Below are 14,929 nucleotides of genomic sequence, written 5' to 3' on the forward strand. Positions count from 1 at the left end.
CCCTGAACCTCCAATTTACTTTGCCAGGCGGACGGCATACCACTGCAAGAATCGATCGGGGCCCAAGTCCAGCTCGCAGGCTTCTTCAATGAGCGATCGCACCCGCGCTTCTGTGGTGGCCAACCGTTGCAAGTCACGCGGCAGGCGATCGCCCAAGGATTCCACCACGCCGGTCAGTTTTTCGCGCAACTCCTCCACGGACAAAATCACTTCGGGTTGATTGGTTTCGAGCACGACAAAATATTCATTTTCTTGGTACAGCATTGCATCAGCCATCGATCGCTTCTCCTATTCAGAAAAACTGCGTGTAAATGACCCCAAAATATAGAGGGCGCACGGCGGTGCGCCCCTACTTATACTTCCAAAACACTTAGGGCAAGGAGCTTAAGCCCCTTGTCTGGTGATGGCTTGGATCGGTGATTAACCCTAAATTCCCGCGTGGCCCATCGCCAAACCAGCTACCAACATCCCCAACACCAAAAAGGGCTGAGCACTGGCTTGATATTTCACATCATTCTTCAGCGGATCGCGTAGGAAATACATATCCTGGAACACGATTTGCGGAATGATCAATAGACCCAAAATTGAGGCGTATAAATTCTCATGCAGGCTGACCAAATAGCCCGCAATGCCGATTTGGAACGTGTCGATCATGGCCACACAAATCCAAGCGGCCGTGCCAATGCCGAACATCACAGGCAGCGACTTCAGACCCAAGGTGCGATCGCCCTCCACGCTCTTGAAGTCATTAACGATCGCAATGCCCAAGCCCGCCAAACTATAAATCAGCGTCACCACCGCCACCGTCGGCGTGAGCGTGCCAAACAGCGCTTGGCCCGCCCACCAAGGCAGAGCAATATAGCTTGCGCCGAGGGCATAGTTACCAAGCCAGCCATTTTGCTTCAGCTTCAGGGGCGGCGCGGAATAGATATAGGAGACGATCGAACCACCGATCGCTAAGGCCGTGATGATCGGGAATTCGTGACCCGACCAGCGATCGAGGATGTAGGCTACACCGATGCCCCCGAACAGCAATACCAAAATTTGCGTCACCACCTGCGGAATCGAAATTGCGCCGGAGGGAATCGGGCGATAGGGTTCGTTGATCGCGTCAATTTCCCGATCGTAGTAGTCGTTGATCGTTTGGGTGTAGCCCGTCAGCAACGGCCCCGACATCAACATACAGAGCGCCGATTTCAGGAAGTTCTCCAGCGTCCATTCATAGTGCCCCGAGGAAGCCGCCCCACAGACCACGCCCCAAATTAGGGGAATCCAGGTGATCGGCTTCATCAATTGCAGGCGAATTTTCCAAATATTGGTTTCCCCGCTGGCAGCTCCCTTCATCCCCAGCATTTGCCGGGCCTTGGAGCCGCTATCTTCGGCGGGGGTGGGCGTTTCGATCGCCTCGGTGTTGGGTTCGGTGGTCATGGTTCGATCGATGGGTTGGATCTTGCTTGTCGTTGGGAGCCATGGTATCGCGTCTGCTCTCCGTCCGGGTCTTTGCCTCGCAGATCTCGCGTATCGGAGGGCGCATGGCGATGCGCCCCTACGGGAATCGATCGGGTTTGTCCGTTGCACTGCTGTTTGTTGGCTAGACGATCGGGGGCATTTCAGCCCAACAAGGCCGTAATTTGACCCAGCAAGCCATTGATAGCACTCGATAGGCTGGGAATAATTAGGGATAGGGTTTTGAAGAAGCTAATCGATTTGTCGGCGGCTTCTTTATCGCAGAAAAATCGTAGGGTGCATGGGAGCAAGGCCCAATGGTTACGAAACGCTGCATTTGTTCTCCCATGCACCGAAAATTGATCGCCACCCAACCGATCGGGAATCGTCGTTGCAAACTTGACGGGTGGCGGTGCATGGGAAATGAATGGGGATTGTTATGGCCTGCCAAGCGTTCTCCCATGCACCCTACGGGCGTTTCGTAAGGGAAAAGGGATGCCGCTAGTATAAGCAACCCACTCAAGGCCCGTCTCTCTTGGGTTAGCCCCGCTCCGTTGACGCAGCACCCGCCAGCCAGCCAAAGAGCCGATCGCCCGTCAAATTGAGATCCAAGTCCGGCAACACCGGCAACCGATCGCCCCCGGCCAGTTCCACCGGAGCGCGATCGGGCAAAAACACCACCACCACCCGATCGCGCGGCAACACCAACCATCCCAACTGGCTGCCATGGGCCAAACAATGGGTGAGATTCCGAATCACACGGGTTTCGCCCTGGGCCGGCGACAAAATTTCGATCGCCCAAGCCGGAGCAAACTCAATCCCTTCAGCAATCACGATTCCTTGGGAGTCGATCGGCAACTCAGCGGTTTTCAACACCGACAAATCAGGCACGATCGACCGATCGCCAAAGGTGCAACGCAACTCCGGCAACGCTTCCCAACCGGAAGCGATCGCATTAATCGCCACCGCCAACCGAATTTGCAGCCGACGATGTTGAACTCCGGGCATCGGTTTTTGCTGGGCTAGGCGATCGCGAAATTCCCAAGCGGGCGATTCGTCAATCTCCGGCCGCCGCAAAAAGTCCGCCAGGGTCAACGCAGGGGTGATGGTGGGTAGCGCCATGGCCACATTGCCTCCAGGGGGTCAGCCGATCCCATTGTCTTGCACGATCGAGGGGTGGGGGCTGAGCTTAAAAGGAAATGATCAAGTAGCGATCGCTGAATTTTGCGCCCTTCACCGATCGCCCGGCCAGGGACGGCGGCAAGAAGATGTTGCGGCGTTGTTCACCCGCTTCGATCGTCACCTCCGGCCCCGATTGGGTCAGGTGGATTTGTTCCTTGGTGAAGCCCGGCAAAAACAGCTTCACCTGTTGGGTGGCCAAGTCGATTTCGATCGGGCGGGGAGCCTGCTGGGCCAAGGTGGCAAAATCCGGCATCAGCGGGATCAGCGCATCCCAGTTCGGGATGGTGGTTTGCTCAGGAATTGCCGTCACGGTCAGGGGCTTGAAGTCTGAGCCGATCGCCCCTGGATCGCTCGATCGATTCAAAAACAACCCGCCTACGGTTAAGCCCGCCTGTTGCGCGCTGCCCCACAGATATTGAGCCAGGGCCTGCGAAACTGGATCGCCATTGGCCACCAGCCAGCCCGCCACGCGACGCGGATCGGCCAGTAGGTTTCGTCCCCCGTCAAGTAGGGCTTGAAACTCACCGAGGGGCCCTTCCCACGGCGTGCTAGACAGATTCGTGGTGCTCAACACCGCCATGGAAATCGGCTGCACAAAGGGCGAAATCGCCTTGGCAAAGTCCGACTCGGCCACCACCTTTTGGAAGCGGCGCACATACCAAGACAAAACCTCCGGCGCGCCGATGGTTAGCAGGGTGGCTCGATCGCTGTTGCCGTCATAGACGATCGCGTCGTAATTTCCCGATGCTTCGTATTGCCGCAAGGTGTTCAACGTCAGCGCCCGATCCATCCCCGGCAACACGGCCAGTTCTTCGCCGTAAACATTGCGGAAAAAGGGTTGGCGCAAATATTCCGACTCTAGGCGCTTAATTTCATCCCAACCCCGTTCCAGCAGGGTGGTGGCGGCCGGTTGCACGGCCCAAAGATTAGAGCCGATCGCCTGGGGATCCGAGCCGATCGCCCCCGTTCCCAACATCATGCCCAGGGTAGGCCCCGCATCTTGCCCAAACAGCAGCACCCGCTTGCCTCGGTTGGCCAGGGCCATCGCCGCCGCGATCGCCAGGGTCGATCGCCCCGATCCCCCTTTTCCCAACAGCGTCAGCGTGAAAGCCACGATCGCACTCCTCTAGCGTTGTCGCCCCCCATTGTGCCAACGATTGCCGACCGGCGTGTATTTACTGGCGCATCTCGCCCAAAATTTCGATCACCCGTTGAATTTCTGTTTTTAGGCCGGTGACATCTGTTTTCAGAGCGGTGATGTCACTTTGCATCTGATCCATGCGGGCAAAGCTAGCGGCTTGGAGTTGATCGATGCGGGCAAAGGTTTGGTCAAATAAGCCCAGAAACGTATCGGTGCGATCGTCTACGATCTGCTCCAGTTGGGTGATCCGGTTATTTAACCCTTCAATGGCCTGTTGCAGGCCGTTGATCGCCAAGCGTAATTCCCCGATCGCCTGCGTATTCGCGGCCGTCAGTTCGGCGAGGTGGCTAAACCGCTGATTCCAATCAAAGGACTGCTGCGTGGTGACGCTGGCCAGGGTGGTGACGTTGATCGTCAGTTGCTGGAGCTGGGCTTCGAGAGTGTTGAGGCGAGTTTCGGTGGTCATGGGGCGATCGGGGCTGGGGCGAGGTCGCTACCCACAGCCTAGCAAGTTCTTGTGGGGCAGTGTGGGGGCGATGGTTCTTGGCAGCCAGATAGTAGATACAAAATCATTGGCCCAATAATTTTGGGATCAAATGAAAACGCCAGCGGAATAACTCCCACTGGCGTAATTTATTCACTCGTTGCTTAGACCGCTTCGAGTTCGTCTTCAAAAAACCAAGTTGCCAAACCACCCGTAAACTCAACGACAACGCCGATGCCGCTGCCGTCAACCATTTTGTATTCCTTAACCGTACCGACCGGATTTTGTTTAATTTTTTCAACCATCGCGGTGGACATGCGATCGCGAATCCGGCGCACTTTGACGCGCTGACCTAGCTCAATCACCACTGGAACCGTCTCTAGTAAACTGAATCCACAGCTAATAAGACTACTGCATTTTGACCCGATCGCCGCGCTTGAGAGATTTGGAGAGAAGACAGCGATCGGGCAATCGGGTTTTGCCTCTTCACAACGGCTCAGTCAACCAGTTCCAGTCCAGCGGCATTGCGGTAGCGCTCCATGATCCGCTTTTCGGGGTCAATGCCCTCAAAGGTGGGCGGCAACCAAACCCGTGCCAACAGAATCAGGGTCAAAACCAACAGAAATGCACCCGTGGCCAAGAGTTGCTGCCAGGGCACTTCCAACACCCCCCGCACGATCGACTCTCGAAGCACGGAAACGATCGCCACTTCCACAGCCACCCCGATCGATACGCGCTGTTCTTGCAAGTAAATGATCAGCAACCGGAACATTTCCACCAAAATCAGCACCGATAGAATGTCCGCCGTAATCAGGTGAAAGTTGGGGGGTTCCAGCAGGGAGATGAAAATGACGCGCAGTTGCACCACCATCACGCCAAATAGGCCCAGGCAAAGGGACACGGCGATCGCGTCTTGCACCCGTTCCAACACCCAGACCAGACGCGATCGAAATCCGCCGGTTTCCGTGGGGCGATCGCTAGTAGGCAATAACCGAACCGTGGGCAATCGACGGGAGGGAACTGAGGACAGGTTCATGGCGATTTCTCCGGCTTGCTGCGGGTTGCTCTTATTTTGATTATGTGAATCTTATAAATCAACCCATTATTTATTTGTATTACTTATATTGATGCACCTGCTCAGACCACCGGGGCCAAGGTTCATCGCAATCGCGTAGTTTGATCTGTGGCTATTCACGGCTGTCCACCTTCCCTCCTCCGCCCTATGCTCGCCAAACGGATCGTTCCCTGCCTCGATGTCAAAGCCGGCCGCGTCGTCAAGGGCGTGAACTTTGTGAATCTGCAAGATGCGGGCGATCCAGTGGAGCTGGCCAGGGCTTACGATCGCGCCGGGGCCGATGAGCTGGTGTTTTTGGACATCACGGCCACCCACGAAGATCGCGGGATCATTTTTGATGTGGTTTACAAAACCGCCGAGCAGGTGTTCATTCCCCTGACCGTGGGCGGCGGCATCAGTGACTTAGAAACGATTAAAAAACTGTTACGAGCCGGAGCCGACAAAATTAGCATCAACTCTTCGGCGGTGCGGGATCCAGACTTGATCGATCGCGCCAGTGCCCGGTTTGGTAACCAATGCATTGTGGTGGCGATCGATGCGCGCCGCCGCCCTGGAACCGGCGCGAATGGTGTGCCCAGCGCCTGGGATGTTTATGTGCGCGGCGGCCGGGAAAACACGGGTTTGGATGCGATCGCCTGGGCCGAAGAGGTGGTGCGGCGCGGCGCGGGAGAATTGCTGGTGACCAGCATGGACGCGGACGGAACCCAGGCGGGCTATGACCTGGAGCTGACCCGGACGATCGCCGATCGCGTGGCCGTGCCGGTGATTGCCTCCGGGGGCGCGGGCAACTGCCAACATATCCGCGAAGCCCTGACCGAAGGCAAGGCCGAAGCCGCCCTGCTCGCTTCCTTGTTACATTACGGTCAACTCAGCATTGACGAGATTAAGACCGATTTGCAGCAAGCGGGCTTGCCAGTGCGTCACACTGGGGCGATCGCAACTCTGTAGAAAACCTTAGGAAACGATAAATTGCTGGCAGATTGTCAAGATTTCCTTTACAATACGTAAAAACACACTCATAAATCTTGATCTGCACTCTGTCCATGGTTGTCGTTCTGCTGCTGGCGATCGCCCTAGTAGCTTGGTCATTGCACCTGATGCAACAGGCCCTCAGCAACAAGGAGTTTTCGCTGATGCTGGCCGGAACCCTCGTTGCTTCAGCAGCGGCAGCCCTGGTGGTGGTCTACTTCCTGGGCAACAGTTCGCTGCGCTACTTGCTCTCGGTCGATCGCAATGCCTATGCCACCTATAACGTGCCCGTCACCGCTAGCGATCCCTTAGCCGGGATGCGCCAATCCGCCATCCTCGCCGACTGGGATCGGTTGGTGGAGCCTCTGCAATAGCAGGACGGTTCCGCCGGTTCTCTGTTTTTTCGCACCCAAAGTGATTGATCACCAAAGATTGATCATCAAAACTGACCCGCAATTCAGTTGCAGTCAAACAAACGAGATCGGCTAGACCTGAGGCAATACAACCGGTCTAGCCGATTTTGTTTTGTTTTTTGGGTTTCGAGTTTTTTGGGTTTCGCGCTTCCCGAGGTAGCGCTTCAGTGGAACTTCAGTCCCGTTGTTTGCCGATCGGGGGCGCTGACCAGGCGATCGCTCCAATTGCTCCAGGTACTATTCCTAGGGCACGCCCATTTGAATTAAGTCCTCGCCGGGTAACACTTCGCTAAATTCACCCCGATGGGCCACAAACAGGGCTAGGCGCAGCCCCCAATCAGGCTCCACAGGCAAATCATCCCAAGGAACCGCCAACTCCAAGCAGCTATCCACAGCGAAGCGGGCGCGGCTGGGTCGGGCCCGCCAGGTGTTGAATTCCGCCGCTTCCGAGAACCAGAGGGTTTTGGTGGGCAGCTTCAGGCCAATGTGATGGCGGTAGTGGTAGTTGGCCGGGGCCAAATCGGGCAATTGCGCCAGGGGCACGGGACTGTTGTGGGCGGGGCGATCGGGATAGAACCAGCACAGGTGAATTTCATCGGGCTGTTTGCCGGTTTGGAAATCCAGCCGGACATAAAAGTGATGGTGATCCACCCCGTACCAAATGGTTTGGATCGGGCTGGATTGGTGCATCGTGCCCCGGGATCCACCCACCGCAATTCGGCCCGCTTGGTTCCAGTCCTGATCGTCGCCACAGCCGTCAATGATTGGGTGAATGAAGTTTTGGGGAGTGCGATCGCCCGTGGCTTCATGGACTTCCACCGGCTCCAACAATTCCGGGGGAATGGGTTCATTCAGGGCTTGGTAAATGGCGCACAGGTGCTCCCGAAACAGGCGATCGAAAATGGCATCTTGATTTGACGAGTGGCCAAACCCAAACCACCAAAACCAATCGGAACCCTCCGCCGCATAAAGCGCTTCCCAAGCGGCCGGATTGGCGGTTTCGGTGGCTTCCGGGTGGCGAGCCAGGGTTTCGCGGGCCGCCGTCAGCAAATCCCAGGCGCGGTTTTTGGCCGGGTCGCCAATCCAGGTGGAAAAGGAGCCATCCACCCAAGAGCCACTGTGCAGGCGATCGACCGGCAGGGTTTCGCGGGGCGGGAATCGATCGAGATAATCGCCCACGGTTACCAGCTCAATTTCAGGATGCTGGCTGAGGCGGCTGTAGAGCGCGTCCAAGAACGGTAGCCCGTCGCGATCGTAATATTCCCAGCAGTTTTCCCCATCCAGGGCAATGGTCACCAACCAAGGCTGCTCTAGGCTGGTGCGATCGTCCCCTTGGCGTTGCTTCAGTTGCCGAGTAATCGCTTCCAAATGGCCAATCAAGTCTTGGGCAGCGTTTTGGGGTTCCATGCCCGCATAGCTAAAGCCAATCAGATCCGAAAGGCGGTGGTCACGGAAGACGATCGCCAAATCTCCTTGATCCGTGGCTAGGCGATAGGGCTGGTAAAGATACTGTGGCTCCAGAACGTTGCCAGATCCGTCGCGGTGGAAGAAATGCTCGATCGTCCAGCCCAACACCGCCTCATCGGAAATTAACCATTGGAAACCGGCCGCCGCCACATCGGGCAACATTGCCGGACTCACGGACTGCTCCGAAGGCCACAGCCCCCGAGGCAAACGGCCAAATCGCTCTTGGTACATGGTTTTGGCCCGTTCCAGATGCCGGGGAATATCTTCCGCCCACTGGAACCGGCTCGCGGGCAGTTGCATTTGGGGAATGGCCACCCGGCCCGCGTCCGTATCGGCCAACAGGGGCAAAATGGGATGGGTGTAGGGCGTGGTAGTCACTTCCAACTGGCCCGACTCTTGCATCGATCGGTGCGTGGGAATAATTCGCGCCAAAATTTCCCGTTGCTTGGCCCAAATTTCCTGGCGATCGGTGAGCGAAAAATCCTTGCCCCGTTCTAACCAACGGGCAATTTCTGGATCATCCCAAAACAGCGGATCAATCCAAGCCAGGTTATGCCAAGCCAACAGATCCCCAAAATCCTCGGGTTTCCAATGGTCTAAACACCAAGGAATTCCCAGATCGTTGCGTTGTTCAAACAATTGGCAATAGCGAGGATGGGGATCCACCAAAGTACGGTGGTTGCCATCAAAAAAATGCTCCAGCACAAAGCGCTTTTGTGTCGGCTGCAGTTGCTCAGCAGGGGTGAGCGCCAAGGCCAAGTAGGGGTCGATCGCCCGGCCCGCCACATAATCTTCAATTTGCAACATCAAAGAGGGAACCAAGTTCACGGTTTGACGCAACCGAGGAAACCGTTCCAACATCAAAATCAAATCGAGATAGTCCTTGGTGCCATGCAACCGCACCCAAGGCAGTCGATATTGCGCTTCTTCTGACTGTTGGGGCACGTCTGCCAAGGCTGTTTCGGCCAGGTTGCCACGGCTTTTGTAGAGGGGCTGATGTTGATGCCAAACAAAGGCAACGTGCAGCGGGTAAGGCATAGGGGGCGATCGAACCAATCTTTCTCCCATTCTAGGCGCGAGGTCAATTCCCGGAGCAATGGCTGAGGGCCCTTGTGATTCATCCTTGATGCCATTCACGCTTGATGTTGTTCACAATGTCATGCACAACAAAACGCGGGCGGAAAAATTCCACCCGCGCCGTTGACTAATAATTGGTCAAATGATTGGTCAGTGGTTATTCTGGTTATTCGATCGTTAGCCAATGACCAACCCGTAATGAGTCAGTAATTAGCAAGCAGTTAGAAAATCGCCAGTAATTAACTCGCAATTAACTCGTAATTAACTAGCAATCAACCAGTCATCAACTAGACAATCACTAGCAACAGACATTGACCAGAAATAGTCAAGAAAAAGTTTAATCCGGTTTATCCTTGCAATTTCAAGTTGGAGAACGTCATGGTTGTGACGATTTCTTGGTCTCCTTCCTTGACCCGAATGGTTTGAGAACTCATCAAAACATAATTGCCCACCCGTTCGTGGGTGTCTTCATAGCGCACCTGCTTCACCAGTTGGTTTTCCGGCAGCTTATAGAAGTTGGCATCGGTCAAGGTGGGCAAATAGCCTTCACCGGTATCCATCGTTGCTTGGGTGTCGATGATGAATTTCATGGGGCCCACGGGACGCTCCACATGGCAAATTTCCCGATCGCGCACTTTGTAGCTGGATCCCATGGATTTCCCAGAAACCAACACCTCCACCGCGCCCGTTTCGTCAGTGGCTCCCAAGGTAAATTCGTTTTGGCCGTGGGCTTTGTCAAAGCTGCTGCGCTGACGATGGGTGACAATATCGCGCAGTTGATGTTCCAACGTTTTCAACACTTCGGGATGATCAATACCGGTGACGCTGACGCTGAAATCAGCCGCGATTGCCACGGATCCCCGATAGCTTTCTTCCCCTTGGCACAGTTCCACATCGGCGGTGTAACCCGGAAAGTTAGCATCCCAGGTATAGCGATTTTCGTAGGCGGCCCGGAACAAATCCCGAGCGTTGGTTTCTTGGGCGCGATCTTGAGCGAGGGTCATAGCGATCCAGAGTTAGGGTGTTTGGAAGGTGATGATCGGGAACCGATCGGGAAAACCAACCACGAATCAATTACCCAATCATTGATCAGTCGCCAATGAGTTGCTAACCGATCGATGATGAATTGATCGTGGGTTGATCATGATTGCGTTGATCGTGATCTTGATCATGAACGAATTGCAAACCAATTGCAAATTAACTGCAAATTAACTGCAAACCAACTACCAACCAATTGGCCATAAGCTGCTGATTGTTCATGAATGCATCAAGCACGATCAACCCATGGATGAATTGATCATCGATACATCGCACATCAATCATGAGTTGCGCATGAGTTAATGATCCATTAATCAATGATCCATTAATCAAGAATGGGTCGATCGCTCTGGGCAATCTATCGCAAAGTCACGAACTCTTCAGCGGTGGAAGGATGAATGGCCATGGTGCGATCGAAGTCGGCCTTCGTTGCCCCCATCACCACAGGAATAGCCATACCTTGGATAATTTCCGCCGCATCTTTGCCCACCATATGCACGCCTAAAATGCGCTCGTCTTCACCTTCCACCACCAGTTTGACCAACACCTTTTCGGTGCAATCGGTCAGGCTGTAGATCATTGGGCGGAAGCGAGCACGGTAGATTTTCACCCGATCGCCATAAACGGCCCGGGCTTCTTCTTCGGTCATGCCCACGGTGGCGGCTTCCGGTTGCGAAAATACAGCGGAGGGAATGTTGCGGTGGCTGATGGTGCGGGGCTGGTGACCAAATACCGTGTCGGCAAAGGCGCGCCCTTCCGCGATCGCCACGGGGGTGAGATTGACCCGATCGGTGCAGTCGCCCACGGCGTAAATGTGGGGCTGGTTGGTGCAGTGGTCAGCGGTCACGGCGATCGCCCCATTCACCACTTCCACCCCGGCAAGCTCCAGATTCAGCGGCTCAATTTGGGGCTTGGGTTTGCGGCCTGTGGCGCTCAGGATGGCATCGGCCATCAACTCATGGGCCACACCATCGGCGGTTTTGAACTGCATTCGCAAACCGGCATCGGTTTTTTCAATTTGGAGGGTGGCGACATCGATGTGGGTGTGCACAGCAATGCCCCGATCGACCATGGCTTGCTGGATTTGATCCCGAATGTCACTATCAAAGCCGCGCAGAATTCGATCGCCCCGCAACACCTGCGTCACCTCAGAGCCTAAGCCCTTGAGGATTCCAGCAAATTCCACGCCGATATAGCCCCCGCCTAAGACCACAAACCGTTGGGGGCGCTCCTTCAGCAGGAACATCTCCCGCGAGGTGATCGTATGTTCAATGCCGGGTACATCTGGGCGCACGGCTTCGCCACCCACGGCAATCAGGATGTAGCGGGCGGTTACTTCGCGAGTGCCGCTGGGGCTAATGATTTCAAGCCGGTGCTCATCCACAAAGCGCCCCAGACCCGAAATCAGCTCTACGCCCGCTTTTTCTAGAAAACTGATGTGTAGTTTGTTAAGGCGCATCACTTCCGTCTGCACCGCGTTGATCAGCTTAGACCAGTCGTGCTCTGGCTTCACTGCTGACCAACCGTAGCCCGTGGCATCCTCGTACCAGTGGGCAAACTGGGATGCATAGACCATGAGTTTTTTGGGCACGCAACCGCGAATCACGCAAGTGCCACCCACGAGGTCGCTTTCGGCGATCGCCACTTTTGCGCCATAGCTGGCGGCTCGCTTGGAAGCGGCCAACCCGCCGGAGCCTGCACCAATAACGAAGAGGTCGTAGTCAAATGTCATGATATTGCCTTCTGATCCAGCCGGAGCGATCGAGCTTGCCCCGCCCTTCGATCGTAGCAACCGACCTCGCAAACGGGCGCACTGGATTGCGATCGAGCTAGCAACCCAGAAGGAGCAAGGCGATCAAGAAAGGAGATTAAAGAAGGCGATCGAAAAAGGCGATCAAAGCACGATCATGCAAATGGCATGATCATGAAATGCCCTGACCCCGCGCCCTCGGCCGATTAACCATCGATGAGCCATGGATTGAGCAGATTCTTTTGGGCAGATTTTTTAGGCAGATCCCTTTGGGCGCATCCTTAAGCCCCGATCGCCTCAGAACTGTCGGTCATCCGAGGGGCCGCATAGCCCGTGCCGCGTACCGTCAAGATAATCTCCGGGTTACGCGGATCATCTTCCAGTTTCGATCGCAGCCGCGCCACATGCACATCCACCACCCGCATGTCCGCTTGGATCCGAGGGGCATAACCCCAAAGGGTTTGCAGAATTTCGCCCCGGGGCACGGCTTCCCCATTGCGGCTAAACAGCAATTCCAACAGGCTGAATTCCGTATGGGTCAGACGAATCCGCCGATCGCTGCGATAAACCTGGCGCTTCCGGGTATCTACTCGCAGGGAACCAATTTGAATCGTGCCATTCCCGATCGGGGGCGGCGTGGTTTTGTCCTTCACCCGGCGCAGCACACAGGCAATTCGCGCCTCTAATTCTTTAGGGGAAAAAGGCTTAGCCAAATAATCATCGGCTCCCATCTGTAAGCCAGTGATTCGATCGCCCACATCGCCCAAGGCCGTCAACATAATGATCGGTACATCGGAGTTTTGGCGCAGGGTTTGGCAAACGCCATAGCCGTCAATTTTCGGCATCATCACATCTAACACCACCAGATCGGGATCCTCGCGGTCAAATACCTCGAGGGCCTCCTCTCCATCCGCCGCCGACACGACTTCATACCCCGCCAGCGAAAGGCGCGTAGTCAGGATCATCCGCAATGCCGATTCATCATCGACAATCAGGATTTTGCCGCGCGATCGCCCTGATTCTGTGATCGTCTGCAAGGAATTTTCTGCCAACATTTTTGTTGATTTCATTTAAAAAGCTTGCAGTTATTCATCAACTTTGGCTGATTATTTTGCTGGTCATTTTGACTTATGAATTGTGTCAAAACAATCCGAGCAAAATCAGTCGATTACAGCCGATTGATGAACACTTCAGCAATCAACGGAGAAGGGGCTTCGACGGTTGAATGGTGTCATTCAGTCGCCAAAGAAAAATTAAGAAACGTGAATGCACGTCTGTCAAATACGGTGCGGTCTGAACGCAATCGCCCTTCAACCCAATGGATTGACAGGTCACCAGTAACAGACGGTTTAGGGGATTGATCTCAATGAGTTGTGATCAATTCCAGTCAGTTGCATTGGCCGACAGTGGGCCAAGGTGTTGATGGGCTAAGGATTCTCGCTCACCTGAATATTACCAGATGTAACGTTTTCGCCGCAAATCTTAAAGAAATCTGAGGATTGACCGCAACGGTTGATTCATTGCCCCCCTTGATCGGGATCCGTGATCTTGGCTCGTCATCTTGGCTCACGGCGGCAGCCAGCGCGATCGGCCTTCAGATCTATTCTGAAACGCAACCCAATCGGGGGGGCGATCGAAACGTCATCGAACCCATGGCAGAGTGCTAGAGTCTACTCGATCGCCCGGCCGGCGAGCTGTTCCCAGCACCAGGGTTGCTCGTACACCCACGCTTTCATGTTTCCAATTTCTGCATCATTTCTGCATTCTGAAGGAGCCTATTCCCATGACTGTCGGTGGCGACACCATCTTTGGCAAAATCATCCGCCGCGAAATTCCCGCCGCGATCGTGTATGAAGACGACTTGGCCTTGGCTTTTCGGGATGTGAATCCGCAAGCCCCCGTCCACCTGTTGGTGATTCCTAAAAAGCCGATCGAGAATTTGGCGGCGGCCACGGCGGAAGACCAAGCCCTGTTGGGGCATTTGATGCTTGTGATCCAAAAAGTTGCCCAACAGGAAGGCCTGGATCAGGGCTATCGCGTGGTGGCCAACACCGGCGAAGATGGCGGACAAACGGTTTTTCATCTGCACTTCCATGTGCTGGGTGGGCGATCACTCGCCTGGCCGCCGGGTTGATGGACTCCTAACCGCCTGCCGCGCGGGGCCCGGGTACTTTCAACGGGCCCCGCACTCCGTCTGCACCACCCACACTTAAGAAGCCGCCGTTGCTAAGGATGGCGATGGGGCAGCATCCTGATTTTTGAGCTGAATGAGTTCCACCTTGTAGCCGTCTGGATCTTCCACAAAGGCAATCACCGTCGAGCCATGTTTCATGGGGCCGGGGGCGCGGGTCACTCGCCCGCCCCGCGTCGTGATTTCCTCGCAGGTGGCATAGATATCATCTACCCCCAGAGCAATGTGACCGTAGGCCGTCCCGAGTTCGTAGGACTCCACGCCCCAGTTGTGGGTTAGCTCAATGACGGCTGTTTCTGACTCGTCCCCATAGCCCACAAAGGCCAGCGTGAACTTGCCATCGGGATAATCCTTTTGGCGCAAGAGTTTCATCCCCAACACATTGCAATAGAAATCGAGCGATCGCTGCAAATCGCCCACCCGCAGCATGGTGTGAAGTAGTCGCATGGTTTTCTCCCGCAAACGGTTCGATCTGACAAAGCCGCGAACAAGCAAAGTCACTAACAAGGTCAGTCTGATGCATGGCCCGTTAGGGACAGTGCTTTTCAGTTTAAACTCGAAAGCTTAAACCAGTTCCCCAGAAGCACCTCCAGCAAGACTCACCCCAAATACCCAAAATTGATGTCAACTCAAAATGTCAACTAAAGATGCCAACTAAAAAACCCATGCCGGATGCGGCGATCGCGTCCAGCACGG

The 14,929-nt window shown here is 55.1% G+C and carries 14 protein-coding genes and 1 pseudogene; 3 read left to right on the top strand and 12 right to left on the bottom strand.

Translation table 11 applies throughout. The features are described from left to right. Positions 1–15: 15 nt before the first annotated feature. From VPK24_RS03705 to VPK24_RS03735, 7 genes are all read right to left on the bottom strand, one after another. On the bottom strand, positions 16–276 hold the full coding sequence (locus VPK24_RS03705) for a chlororespiratory reduction protein 7 (protein WP_393010804.1): 261 nt from the start codon (positions 274–276) through the stop codon (positions 16–18). A gap of 150 nt (positions 277–426) precedes the next feature. Beyond that, entirely contained in the window at positions 427–1,428 is a 1,002-nt protein-coding gene (gene chlG / locus VPK24_RS03710) for a chlorophyll synthase ChlG (protein WP_099533387.1), read from the bottom strand. A gap of 558 nt (positions 1,429–1,986) precedes the next feature. After that, the gene (locus VPK24_RS03715; RefSeq protein ID WP_393010805.1) at positions 1,987–2,568 is read right to left on the bottom strand and encodes a Uma2 family endonuclease; all 582 of its coding nucleotides are present in this window, start codon (positions 2,566–2,568) and stop codon (positions 1,987–1,989) included. A 67-nt stretch (positions 2,569–2,635) separates the two neighbouring features. Beyond that, a complete protein-coding gene (locus VPK24_RS03720; RefSeq protein ID WP_393010806.1) occupies positions 2,636–3,742 on the bottom strand; it encodes a Get3/ArsA fold putative tail anchor-mediating ATPase NosAFP in 1,107 nt (368 codons plus the stop codon). A gap of 61 nt (positions 3,743–3,803) precedes the next feature. Then, positions 3,804–4,235: a hypothetical protein gene (locus VPK24_RS03725; protein ID WP_393010807.1), complete on the bottom strand. Its 432-nt coding sequence runs from the start codon at positions 4,233–4,235 to the stop codon at positions 3,804–3,806. Between the two features lie 182 nt (positions 4,236–4,417). Next, positions 4,418–4,621, bottom strand: coding sequence for a cytochrome b6f subunit PetP (gene petP / locus VPK24_RS03730; RefSeq protein ID WP_099533394.1), 204 nt, complete (start codon positions 4,619–4,621; stop codon positions 4,418–4,420). Between the two features lie 128 nt (positions 4,622–4,749). Next, positions 4,750–5,289 (bottom strand): phosphate-starvation-inducible PsiE family protein, encoded by a 540-nt coding sequence (locus VPK24_RS03735; RefSeq protein WP_393010808.1) that lies wholly within the window; start codon positions 5,287–5,289, stop codon positions 4,750–4,752. Between the two features lie 186 nt (positions 5,290–5,475). Here VPK24_RS03735 and hisF point away from each other — a divergent pair, with 186 nt between their 5' ends. Further along, a complete protein-coding gene (gene hisF / locus VPK24_RS03740; protein WP_393010809.1) occupies positions 5,476–6,276 on the top strand; it encodes an imidazole glycerol phosphate synthase subunit HisF in 801 nt (266 codons plus the stop codon). 95 nt (positions 6,277–6,371) lie between these two features. Continuing rightward, positions 6,372–6,554: pseudogene (locus VPK24_RS03745) on the top strand (hypothetical protein); the annotation flags it as partial. Positions 6,555–6,953: 399 nt separating this feature from the next. On the opposite strand, the gene VPK24_RS03750 reads toward VPK24_RS03745, so the two are convergent. From VPK24_RS03750 to rpaB, 4 genes are all read right to left on the bottom strand, one after another. Next, entirely contained in the window at positions 6,954–9,215 is a 2,262-nt protein-coding gene (locus tag VPK24_RS03750; RefSeq protein ID WP_393010810.1) for a glycoside hydrolase, read from the bottom strand. Positions 9,216–9,601: 386 nt separating this feature from the next. Further along, positions 9,602–10,258, bottom strand: coding sequence for a DUF3386 domain-containing protein (locus VPK24_RS03755; protein WP_393010811.1), 657 nt, complete (start codon positions 10,256–10,258; stop codon positions 9,602–9,604). Positions 10,259–10,650: 392 nt separating this feature from the next. Next, positions 10,651–12,024, bottom strand: a complete 1,374-nt coding sequence (gor, locus tag VPK24_RS03760) for a glutathione-disulfide reductase (RefSeq protein ID WP_393010812.1) — start codon at positions 12,022–12,024, stop codon at positions 10,651–10,653. A 299-nt stretch (positions 12,025–12,323) separates the two neighbouring features. Continuing rightward, positions 12,324–13,097, bottom strand: coding sequence for a response regulator transcription factor RpaB (gene rpaB / locus VPK24_RS03765; RefSeq protein WP_099533402.1), 774 nt, complete (start codon positions 13,095–13,097; stop codon positions 12,324–12,326). A gap of 728 nt (positions 13,098–13,825) precedes the next feature. Here rpaB and VPK24_RS03770 point away from each other — a divergent pair. Continuing rightward, positions 13,826–14,176, top strand: coding sequence for a histidine triad nucleotide-binding protein (locus VPK24_RS03770; protein WP_190525925.1), 351 nt, complete (start codon positions 13,826–13,828; stop codon positions 14,174–14,176). 75 nt (positions 14,177–14,251) lie between these two features. Here VPK24_RS03770 and gloA read toward each other — a convergent pair whose 3' ends face one another. Beyond that, a complete protein-coding gene (gloA, locus tag VPK24_RS03775; RefSeq protein WP_099533404.1) occupies positions 14,252–14,680 on the bottom strand; it encodes a lactoylglutathione lyase in 429 nt (142 codons plus the stop codon). Positions 14,681–14,929 lie beyond the last annotated feature (249 nt).

It is taken from the genome of Limnothrix redekei LRLZ20PSL1, from assembly GCF_043235035.1.
GTDB lineage: Bacteria > Cyanobacteriota > Cyanobacteriia > CACIAM-69d > CACIAM-69d > CACIAM-69d.